This is a genomic window from Pseudomonas sp. efr-133-TYG-23 (genome assembly GCF_030209215.1).
Classification (GTDB): Bacteria; Pseudomonadota; Gammaproteobacteria; order Pseudomonadales; family Pseudomonadaceae; genus Aquipseudomonas; species Aquipseudomonas rhodesiae.
On sequence record NZ_JARVSL010000022.1, the window covers coordinates 188,216 to 198,450 of the forward strand.

Here is a 10,235-nt window from a genome sequence, read left to right on the forward strand (position 1 = left end):
GTCAGTGTGGCGAACTCGATGGCCTAGGCCGCCGCCTCCGGTGCTTCATAGGCATGCTCGTAAGCCTGTTTGGGTTGGTTGATCAATTGATCCAGCCAGTCTGGATCGGTGGGGTCCATACGGCCTTTGGGCCCATCCAGTATTTTCAGCCCACTGGCTTGCCATTCGGTCATTACCGCTTTGAGTCGGCCCGTGTACTCACTGGCCGGGCAGGCGATGTCGGTCCAGGGATCGACAATCCAGGCATCGCGCCAGATGGCCTCGGAAAAATCACGGGTCGCCGGCGGTCGTTCCAAGGGGCCGCCAATTACGGTGAACGCATGGGCATCCCCCGCCGACCATTCATAAGCGCGCCCCCCGCTTTTGGTGACAATGTCCTTTGACAGCAGGCTCATTTCCCCGCAGTTACCGGCGCCGGCCTTGAGGATCATGTCACCACGATTGGCCGCACGGGGGGTGTTGAGACGGCGCATCCATCCCAAGGTGTGGGAGGCCGCTTCGGCGCGCGCAATATCGCTGGCGGACCGCAGCTGATTACCGGGGCCCAGGCCCGTGGCCTTGAGCGCGCGGTTGACCGACGCGTTGGTGCTTTTTGCGTAGAACGCGTTTTTTTGCTCGGCCGTTAACGTGCTGAATGCGGCAGGCTTGTTCAGAGGCAGGACCCTTGCGGGCTTGAGGGCGATATCGGGCTTTTCGATGACGTGGCGACTTTGCAATTGATAGACCACCTCGCGTTTCTGTTCGGCGGTCATGCCTGAAACGCTGGATTTGAGCTCCTGGATCTGGGCATCGGTGTAGCCGTTTTTCTTCAACAGTTTCAACGCCTTGTCCAGGGGTGGCAGGGCGACCAGGTCGGCGTCGAACGGCACCGCGTTGGCGCCTTGACGCTGGGTCAGTTCACTGCGGTATTGCTTGACCAGGTCCAGGTCCGACGGGGTGGCTTCGCAGCGGATGAAATTGACTTTGCCGGTCTGGCCGTCCGTGATCAGCGCTTTATAGAACTCTGCGGTGTCCGCTTCGACGATCAGGTATCGGCGCGTGTCGGCGGGGTTGGAACTGGCAACGACGATGCCCCGGACTTCCCGCGAATCGTTACATGCGTCGCTGATACTGCCCAGCTTGACGACATAAGTGCGATCGCGCAGGAACTCACTTTCGCTGTTGCCATAGAGACCGAACCGCGCGTTCTTACTGATATCGCCCTTGACCACGGTTTTGTATTTGATGTGGGTTTTGCCTGGCAGTGGCACCAGTTTGTTGCCCAGTTCGGTATCCATCACGCGATTGAGGCGCTTCTCGAAAATGACTTCCCGATCCGCATTGAACAAGGACTTGCGTGGAGCGGGGAACAGCCGAACGTGCTCCAGCGATTGCAGCTCTTTGCCCGCCGTGTCATTGACCGGCTCCAGCGCTTTGACGAAGCACAGATCATTGGCGCCGCGTTTGGCTCTGCCGGACAGGGAGGTAGGCGCCGGGCAAATATTCTCGAATGCGTCGAGGCGGTCCGCGCGTTCGGTGGACTGCAAATCGCTCAACAGCCCAGGCTGGTCGGTGTCGTAGCGATAGACCTTCTCGCCGTCCACCAGATCGAAGCCGTTGGTGCGAGCGATGGTGTAGGCGTCGGACGACACGGACGGGTCGATGACCAGAGCGGCCGACCCATCGGCAAAACGTTCCTCGCCAATCGGCAGCGGCGTGTCGTTCACGGTGGTGCCTGGGGCCGCGTTGCGACCCAGCGCAACCGTGTCTCCGATCGCCGTGCCTTCGCTGGAAACTGCGAAGGGGTCCTCGGGACGCTCGGCGGCGCCGACGGCGAACAGGGTGTTGAGTACGCCATCGAGGGCTTTAGCGGCGCCTTCGCGCCGTTCGGACTCGGTGTCCCCCGAGATGGATTTTTCCACCCCTAGGACGCCCTCGGCGATGCCGGTCAGGAACGCCAGAGCCGCCACCGGTTCGGCAATGGGGGCTAGCTTCCCCAGCAGGCCGGCGGCCACGGAAAGGTCGTTCAGCCAGGTATCGCGTGTGACTTCGTCATTGGATTTGATGGTGACATCCGCGTCACGGCTCATGCGTTGACAGGTTTGCCGCATCACACTGTCGAAAACATCGCCTGTGATCCGGAAGTTGCCTTTGTCGATCACCGTGCCCTCCAGGTTGTCCCAGTAGCCCGTGCTCAAGTTACGCAAGGCAGTATCGACGCCTTCCTCCGGGCGCTCCCCGATCAACTGGTCCCCTAGCGGAATGATCGCCTTGAAGAGGCTCACGACGGTGCTGCTGGATTTATCCTGGCGGTCCGACAGGCTGAAGTGCGACGCCAACGCATTGCGTTTGTCCGGGTCTTTGCATTCATCGGCGATCCATTTGTCCATGCTGCCGAGGGATGAGAACCTCAGGAATTCTGGGGAGTGCCCTGGAATGTACAGAATCTGCCGCCCATCCCGCCGGTCTTTGAGGTAGCGGTATTGGCCGTCGTCCAACTCGGTGAAGCGCAAGATATCGGTGGACTTGAAACCATTGATATCCAGCGCATGTACACGGACCTTGTCCTTGACCGGGGCACGCGCCTGCAGCGCCTCCACGGGCACCGGTTGCTTGGGGTCTACCGGGACGTTGGAGGCGGCTTTCATGACCAGCTCATAGTCGCTGCGGGTCAAGCGCGCCTCGGCCGGCAAGCGCTCGCGGTCTTCGGGGCTGGCTTTTTCGTACGTTTCCAGTTGGCTGCGGGCGCTGTAAATAAACTGGCCTTTGAGGGTGTCACGGTATTTATCGGCGTTGTCCGCCCAGAAACTGTCCAGTTTGTCGGTCATGTGTTTCTGGAAGTCAGTTGACCAGGCTTCATGCATGATCTGCGAGGGCGCCAGGGGAAACTCGTTGTGCTTGCCATAGCCTCCCGAGTGGCTTTTGCCGGGGCCGTCGGTGTACAGACCCGCTTCGGAGTCGAGGTTGTTAGGCACTCCATCGTTTTCCGAAAAGTTGTTGAGCAACGCGTCGGGCAGACGCAGTGATGACTTCGGTTCCTCGCCCATGTGCTCCCATCCGGTCTGGGTGTCTGCACTTTGCGAGCCATTGAATCGATTCAAATAAAGGGTATCGGCATCGACGACCTTGCCGGTCAATTTCAGGATGATTGCTTCGGCCCACTTTTTCGCTTCCTGGCGCACATCCGGCAAATCCCGATTGACGTTGAACATAAGCGTGGCGAAATCACGCTTGTCGGCCTTCGACTTGGCCACTGCCGCGAACTGCGCCTGAGCCTGGCGATTGAGGTTGGCAAGGGCTGCGGCAGATCGGCCGGCGGCAGGTCGCAGCGGGTCGTCTGCTGCAATCGGATCAAAGGCCTGCTGTGTATTCAAGTGTGTGATGCGGGCCCGTTGGGAGGTGCTGTCAGCCTGGAGCGATTCGCCCTGGAAGTCGGCCACCACGCCCACCGGGGTGGCAATGAAAGCGTTGCCGGGTGCGATCTGCAGCGATTGATCGGGGGAAGGGGCGATGACTTGAGCCACCTTAATGATCGGCCCGGCAATATCGCCCCAGCCGGATGTGTCTGTCGGTGAGAGCACGGTGACGTCGTCGGCTTTTTTGACCAGCAACGTGCCCGTGGAGGGGATCAGCTCCAGCTGGGCCAGATCGAAGCCCTTGACCTTCATCCATTCTTGCACCGCCGGATGATCGAACAGGCTGCGATACAGCTCCAGCCACTGACCTAACGCCGTTTGAGTGGGCACGCGCACCCATGCAGGCGCCTCACCCCGGTTCGCTTTGCTTAATTCATCGGTGAAAGCGTGGAGCAACCGTTGCTCGTGGACATCGTTAGGGGGCGATTGGCGAGGGGCAGGGGTGATGGCCTGGATCGCGGCGGTTCTTTTAGCCTGGACCGTACGTGAACGCTCGTCGCTCGGCTGCGTGTGCTCGCGCAACGCTTCGAAACCTGAGCGGTGGAGGGCGGCGCAATGCTTGAGCATCTCTACCTGGGTGGCGTGAGCGACGGGCTCACCATAGAAATTGAGGACGGTCCTTGGATCGACTTCGGCCCCGGGGTAGCTGAGTTCGGCCGCCGAGCCCGCCGCGATAGACCTGGCTTTCTCCAGGATGGGCGCGGCAACGGCGGCCCATGCGGAATCGTCTTCAAGCGTAAAACGGCGACGCTGACCGTTGGCGACGGCGCTCAAGGTGCCCGACCGGGGCTCGATGCGCAGGCTACCGATGTCGATCCCTTTGTCTCTGGCAAAGCTTTTGAACGCCTCACTGGACAGCGATTGGCGGTAAGCCTCCCACGCCACGCCGAACGTAGATGTGGGTGCGGCGCCGAGCGCATCGGTCGTGTCGCTCCAGACCGCCGATGTGCTGTGCTGGTTGTACAGGTAGATAGCGCAGGCGTGCGCCAGAGCCCTGTCCCATTGCTCGACGGTTTGCGCTGGGGAAAGGTTACGTCTGGACGGCGGCAGCGCCTCTGGCTCATGGCTGAGGTGGGTGGCTAAGGCGTCGATGGCGTCTCTCTGTTTTTGCCTGACGCGTTGGTAGTCCGATGCGCCGTCGTTGGCGCCCGGCTCTCGATGTAAGCGCAGTGAAGGAAAGTCCCGGGTTTGCTTCAATCGGGTAATGGCGCGCAGGGTGCTGGGCAGGTCGGTCGCCCGTGCAGTTGCGTAAAAGTCGCCGATGACGTCCACAGGCGCGCGGTGTGCCCCCGTGAATTCGAAGGCGCCTGACAACGTTGGCATCAACTCCCGCGCGGCGGCAAGCAGGTCCGCAGAGACCTTGTTCCATGCCGGATTGTTTCGGGTCAGCTTCATCGGCACGCCATGGCTGACCCATTCCAGTCGGCCCTCTGAGGGGAACACTTTGAAGTGCGCCAAGTTGATGTTTTTGTTGCGCGCGAACGAAGCGAAGGGTTCTTGCTTGAGCGTGGCGGTAAACCGCGCCAGCGCTTGGCCGAACGTCGAGTTGGCCGGGATGTCGTCGACGGTCGCCGCGGGTGGAGGGGCTGTCGGGTTGGCAAGCAATGCTATCGCTCTGTCCATCAGCGCGGCGGAAAACGAACAGCTCAATAAATAATCTTCGTCCTTCACCAGAAAATCCGCGTTCTTCTTTGCGGCGGCGGTGACCGCTTCGTCTGGCGCTGCGCGCTTTGATCGGCCACTGTTGAGCGTTTCGCCGGGGCGCGACGTGTTCACAGACAGTGTGTTTTCCAGCGCCGGGGCGACGGTTGCAAAGCGCTGCATTGGGGATTGAGCTGTTCGCATAGAACTTCTTCGCTGTGAGTGGAGATCCCTTCTGTGTGGAGAGCACCTGGCGAAGGTTCCAGTGACGGCTCTCGGTGGGTGCTTACCCGAACGCGTTTGCCAACCTTGATCCCGGTCAATTTCGATTGGCGTGGTTCGCCGTAAAGTCACTGCATATTGTGTTTTCGTATAAAAAACCACCTATATGTAGTGTCCGGAGATCACTTATGCAAAGTGTGTCGAGCCCGCTGGTCAGCACCCTGTTACACAAACGCGACGGCACACGGGTCGCCTTCGACGCCGAAAAAATCCGCCAGGCATTGATCGCCGCCGGCACGGCCACTGGCGAATATCAGCCCGCCGATGTGGACCTGCTATTGGGCGCCGTGCTCGCGCGTTTGCGCGGTATCGAACGGCTCGACGTCGAGCAGATCCAGGACAGTGTCGAACGGGTGCTGATGGATGCCGGCTTCTTTCTATCGATGCGCGCCTATATCGTCTATCGCGAGCAACACGGGCGTCTGCGCCGCGACCGCAAGACCCTGGTGGAAGTCGCCACCTCCATGAACGAATACCTCGACCGCGAAGACTGGCGCGTGCAGGCCAATGCCAACCAGGGTTATTCCCTGGGCGGGCTGGTGTTGAACGTGGCGGGCAAGGTCACGGCCAATTACTGGCTGGATGAGGTCTACAGCCAGCAGATCGGCCAGGCACACCGCGAGGCGGATCTGCATATTCATGATCTGGATATGCTTGCCGGTTACTGCGCCGGCTGGTCGCTGCGCTCGTTGCTGCACGAAGGCCTCAACGGCGTGCCGGGCCGGGTGGAGGCGGGGCCGCCCAAGCACCTGAGCAGCGCCTTGGGGCAGATGGTCAACTTCCTCGGCACCCTGCAGAACGAATGGGCCGGCGCCCAAGCGTTCAGCTCGTTCGACACCTACCTGGCGCCCTATGTGCGCAAGGATCAGTTGAGTTACCCCGAGGTGCGCCAGGCGCTGCAGGAGTTTATCTATAACCTCAATGTACCGTCGCGCTGGGGCACCCAAACGCCGTTTACCAACCTGACTTTCGACTGGGTGTGCCCACAGGATCTGCGCGAGCAGATCCCGGTGATCGGTGGCGAAGAAATGCCGTTTGCCTACGGCGATCTGCAAGCGGAAATGGAGCTGATCAACCGCGCCTATATCGAGGTGATGCAGGCCGGGGATGCCAAGGGGCGCGTGTTCACGTTTCCGATTCCCACCTACAACATCACCCACGATTTCCCGTGGGACAGCCCTAACGCCGACCGCCTGTTCGAGATGACCGCACGCTACGGACTGCCGTATTTCCAGAACTTTCTCAACTCCGATATGCAGCCCAATCAGGTGCGTTCGATGTGCTGCCGCCTGCAACTGGACGTGCGTGAATTGCTCAAACGCGGTGGCGGTTTGTTCGGTTCGGCAGAGCAAACCGGCAGCCTCGGGGTGGTGACGATCAACTGCGCGCGCCTGGGCTACCTGTACAAGGGCGACACCTCGGGCTTGTTGCAACGCCTGGATCATCTGATGCAGCTGGCCATGGAAAGCCTTGAGGTCAAGCGCAAGGTCATCCAGCGCCACATGGACGCCGGCCTGTACCCCTACACCAAACGTTACCTGGGGACCTTGCGCAATCACTTCTCCACCATCGGCCTCAATGGCATGCACGAGATGCTGCGCAACTTCAGCGGTGACGAGCAGGGCATGCACACCGAACAGGGGCGCGCCTTTGCCCTCAAGCTGCTCGACCATGTACGCGCCACATTGCTGCGCTTCCAGGAAGAAACCGGCCATCTCTACAACCTCGAAGCGACGCCGGCCGAAGGCACCACCTACCGCTTCGCCAAGGAAGACCGCAAACGCTTCCCGGACATTCTGCAAGCCGGCAGCGACGTCGCGCCGTATTACACCAACTCCTCGCAATTGCCCGTGGGCTTTACCCAAGACCCGTTCGAAGCCTTGGAACTGCAAGACGAACTGCAATGCAAATACACCGGCGGCACGGTGCTGCACCTGTACATGGCCGAGCAGATCTCTTCGACCCAGGCTTGCAAGCAATTGGTGCGTAAAGCCCTGGGACGCTTCCATCTGCCGTACCTGACGATTACCCCGACGTTTTCCATCTGCCCAGTCCACGGCTACCTGGCGGGGGAACACGAGTTCTGCCCCAAATGCGATGAAACCCTCGGCTACGTTTGATCCCCCAAGGAGACTCACCATGCAAACTGCGCAACCCCAACGTCAACGCTGTGAAGTCTGGACCCGCGTCATGGGCTATCACCGGCCCGTGTCGGCGTTCAACCCCGGCAAGCAATCCGAGCATAAGGAGCGCGTGCACTTCACCGAAACGGCTGCCGCGGCTGGGCGCCAATGACGCGAGCACTAAGGGTCGGGGGCCTGGTGCCCCTGACCACCCTCGACTACCCCGGCATGCTCGCCTGCGTGCTGTTCTGCCAAGGCTGCGCCTGGCGCTGTCGTTATTGCCATAACCCGGACTTGATCCCACCGCGCGGTAGCGCAGAGGTGGATTGGCGCCGGGTTTTGCTGTTTTTGCAGCGGCGTCAGGATCTGCTCGACGCGGTGGTGTTCAGCGGCGGCGAACCGACGCTGCAGGAAGGCCTGCCGGCGGCCATGGACGAAGTGCGCGAGATGGGTTTTCGCATCGGTCTGCACAGCGCCGGCATCAAACCCGCCAGCTTTGCCAATGCGCTGGCCCATGCCGATTGGGTCGGGTTCGATGTCAAGGCATTGGCCGAAGACTGTCAGTCCATCACCCAGGTCAAGGGCAGCGGCGCCGCCAACTGGCACAGCCTCGACGCCTTGCTGGCCAGCGGCGTCGACTACGAATGCCGCACCACGGTGCACTGGCACCTGATCGACCCGCCACGCCTGTTGCGCCTGGCCCAGCGTTTGCAAGCCAGTGGAGTGAAGCGCTTCGCCGTGCAGATAGTCCGTACCGCCACCATGCTCGATACACAGTTGGCGTGCGCGCCGATACAAACGGCGCTGCCGGAGTTGTGGGCGCGGATGCGCGAGTTGTTTCCGGCGTTTGTGTTGCGAGGGTGAGCCCTCCACAGGATTTTTTATCGATGCTGCCCCCCGTGGGCAGGCCTTCATCAAGGAATGTTCAGATGATCCACTTAACCACCGCACGCCGTATTGTCATTGGCTTTGCGATTGCGCCTCTGGCGCTGATCGGTCTGGTGTTCTACGCCTTGCACGACCTGGCCACGCTCAAGCAACAGGCCGACCAGATCGTGCAGCAGGACTGGCCGAAGATCGCGCCGATCATGGTGATCGCCACCGGCGTGCGGGACAACGGGCGCAACACCCGCGACCTGTTGATCGACCAAGATAACCAACAGGCCCAGGCGGCCATCGGCACCACGCGCCAACGCATCACCGAGGCGTTCGCCACCCTAGAACCGCTGCTCGATACCGCCGAAGGCAAGGCCGCCTACGCCCGTTTGAAAACCCATCGCGAAGCCTACGTGGCGGCGTTCACCCAAGTGCAGGCGCTGATTAAGCAGGGCGCCCGTGACCAGGGCCTGGCGCAGCTCAAGCAGCAGGTGATGCCGGCGGAGCTGGAGGTGTTCAAAAGCCTGGACGCCTTGATGGCGTTACAGGGGCGTGTGTTTGCCGAGCGCCAGCAGGTGGCGCAGGCTCTCTACGACGATGCCCGACGCACCATGATCGGCCTCTTTGTGCTGTGCCTGGCGCTGGTAGTGGCGGCGGCGGTGCTGGTCACCCGCAGTGTGTTGCGGCCCCTGGGCGGCGAGCCGGATGAGGCGGCGCGGGTGTTGAGTCATATCGCCGGCGGTGACCTGACTATCGTGGTGCCGGTGGGTGACAGCGCGGAGGGCAGCGTGATGCGCAATCTGCATCACATGCAGCAGAACCTCCAGCAGATGGTGCGGCATATCGCAACGTCGGTGGACGGCGTGGCTAGCTCATCGGAGCAACTCAGTGCGGTCAGCACCCAGACCAGCGGCAGCTTGCAGTTGCAGGGCCAGGAGATTGAGCAGGCCGCTACCGCCGTGAACGAGATGACCGCCGCTGTGGACGAGGTGGCGCGTAACGCGGTGAGCACCAGCGAAGCCTCGCGCCTGTCGGAACAGACCGCCCAGCGCGGCCAGGCCCAGGTCCAGGAAACCGTGGCCTCGATCAACACCCTGGCCAACGGCGTGGTAGAAACCTCAGAGCGCATCCAACAACTGGCTGGGCGCGTGCAAGACATCAGCAGCGTGCTCGATGTAATCCGCAGCATCGCCGATCAAACCAACCTGCTGGCCTTGAATGCCGCCATCGAAGCCGCCCGAGCGGGCGACGCCGGGCGTGGTTTTGCGGTGGTGGCCGATGAAGTGCGCGCGCTGGCCCATCGCACCCAGGTGTCGACCCAGGAAATCGAACAGATGATCGGCGCCATCCGCCAGGACAGCGAACACGCCGTGGCGGCCATGCACGACAGCAGCGAACGGGTGCAGGCAACTTTGGGCGTGGCCCAGCGCTCGGGGCAGGCGCTGGAAGAAATCACCCGGTCTATTTCCCAGATCAACGAGCGCAATATGCTGATTGCCAGCGCCACCGAGGAACAGGCGCTGGTGGCGCGGGAAGTGGATCGCAACCTGGTGGGCATTCGAACCCTGTCACAGCAGGTGTTGCAGGGGGCTATTCATACACAGACGGCAGGGCAGGAACTGGCAGGCATGGCCGGGGATTTGCACCAGATGGTGGGGCGGTTCAAGGTCTAGGCCGCTACCAGAATCCCACCTTTGGAGCGGGTTCTTTCAGTTAATGCTGGGCAAGCCGTTTGGATTGGCCTGTCGCGAACCGCGCGGCAATGCGCCGTATGACCTGGCCCAGGCAATGCAATCAAAGGTGGGAGGGGGCTTGCCCCCGATGTGGGAGTTGAAGTTGACACATGTATTGCTGACCCGCCGTCATCGGGGGCAAGCCCCCTCCCACAGTTTGAGCGAGTTTTTTCAGTTAATACTGG

5 protein-coding genes are annotated in these 10,235 nt (G+C 61.4%); 4 read left to right on the forward strand and 1 reads right to left on the reverse strand.

Annotated features, from left to right (window positions below; translation table 11 throughout):
- Positions 1-23: 23 nt before the first annotated feature.
- A complete protein-coding gene (locus QRN41_RS16685) occupies positions 24-5,219 on the reverse strand; it encodes a dermonecrotic toxin domain-containing protein (RefSeq protein ID WP_285421853.1) in 5,196 nt (1,731 codons plus the stop codon).
- A 227-nt stretch (positions 5,220-5,446) separates the two neighbouring features.
- On the opposite strand from QRN41_RS16685, the gene QRN41_RS16690 reads away from it, so the two are divergent.
- From QRN41_RS16690 to QRN41_RS16705, 4 genes are all read left to right on the forward strand, one after another.
- Positions 5,447-7,438 (forward strand): ribonucleoside triphosphate reductase, encoded by a 1,992-nt coding sequence (locus QRN41_RS16690; protein WP_285421854.1) that lies wholly within the window; start codon positions 5,447-5,449, stop codon positions 7,436-7,438.
- Between the two features lie 19 nt (positions 7,439-7,457).
- The gene (gene nrdD, locus QRN41_RS16695; RefSeq protein WP_034098430.1) at positions 7,458-7,613 is read left to right on the forward strand and encodes an anaerobic ribonucleoside-triphosphate reductase; all 156 of its coding nucleotides are present in this window, start codon (positions 7,458-7,460) and stop codon (positions 7,611-7,613) included.
- Entirely contained in the window at positions 7,610-8,305 is a 696-nt protein-coding gene (locus QRN41_RS16700) for an anaerobic ribonucleoside-triphosphate reductase activating protein (RefSeq protein WP_034138451.1), read from the forward strand. Before nrdD ends, QRN41_RS16700 begins: the two co-directional genes overlap by 4 nt.
- Before the next feature lie 65 nt (positions 8,306-8,370).
- On the forward strand, positions 8,371-9,990 hold the full coding sequence (locus QRN41_RS16705; RefSeq protein ID WP_123480002.1) for a methyl-accepting chemotaxis protein: 1,620 nt from the start codon (positions 8,371-8,373) through the stop codon (positions 9,988-9,990).
- Positions 9,991-10,235 lie beyond the last annotated feature (245 nt).